The following is a 718-nucleotide window of genomic DNA, read 5'->3' on the forward strand; positions in this document are numbered from 1 at the left end:
CTTTGGAGCGGAAGACGGGATTCGAACCCGCGACCCCCACCTTGGCAAGGTGGTGTTCTACCACTGAACTACTTCCGCATATGGTGCGGGTGAAGGGACTTGAACCCCCACGCCTTGCGGCGCCAGATCCTAAGTCTGGTGCGTCTGCCAATTCCGCCACACCCGCATGTAATGAGACATTTGCCTTTTGCCTTTTGCAAACATCAAATGGTGAGCCATGAAGGACTCGAACCTTCGACCCTCTGATTAAAAGTCAGATGCTCTACCAACTGAGCTAATGGCTCCTATTAGGATAGGAAATATAATATATTTCCGTTTTCAAATTAAGTGCATCTGCGACGTCCAGCTCTCAGGAAGCTTATTCAAGGTGCTGCTCGAGCTGTACGCTAGAAGATAACTCAATGATGTTTTTTCTTTCGTGCTCTACCAACTGAGCTAATGGCTCATATAAGTAATGAGGAAAAACCAAAATGGTGCCGGCAAGAGGACTTGAACCCCCAACCTACTGATTACAAGTCAGTTGCTCTACCAGTTGAGCTACACCGGCGTGTGAAGTTGTTTATGCTTGTCCTACGTTTCCTTCTCACTTAGTAAAGGAAGGAAAGATCTTTTACTTCGCTCACGCTTCGTAAAAATCTATGGTGGAGGATGACGGGATCGAACCGCCGACCCTCTGCTTGTAAGGCAGATGCTCTCCCAGCTGAGCTAATCCTCCATA

Annotated in this window: 5 tRNA genes; all 5 read right to left on the reverse strand. The window is 47.9% G+C overall.

Annotated features, from left to right (window positions below):
- Positions 1–3: 3 nt before the first annotated feature.
- Positions 4–78, reverse strand: a tRNA-Gly gene (locus BHE18_RS14905).
- Between the two features lie 3 nt (positions 79–81).
- A tRNA-Leu gene (locus tag BHE18_RS14910) sits at positions 82–166 on the reverse strand.
- 42 nt (positions 167–208) lie between these two features.
- A tRNA-Lys gene (locus BHE18_RS14915) sits at positions 209–284 on the reverse strand.
- A gap of 187 nt (positions 285–471) precedes the next feature.
- A tRNA-Thr gene (locus BHE18_RS14920) sits at positions 472–547 on the reverse strand.
- A 92-nt stretch (positions 548–639) separates the two neighbouring features.
- Positions 640–715: transfer RNA gene (locus BHE18_RS14925), tRNA-Val, on the reverse strand.
- Positions 716–718: the final 3 nt, after the last annotated feature.

The sequence above is a fragment of the Rossellomorea aquimaris genome (assembly GCF_001877785.1).
Classification (GTDB): Bacteria; Bacillota; Bacilli; order Bacillales; family Bacillaceae_B; genus Rossellomorea; species Rossellomorea aquimaris_A.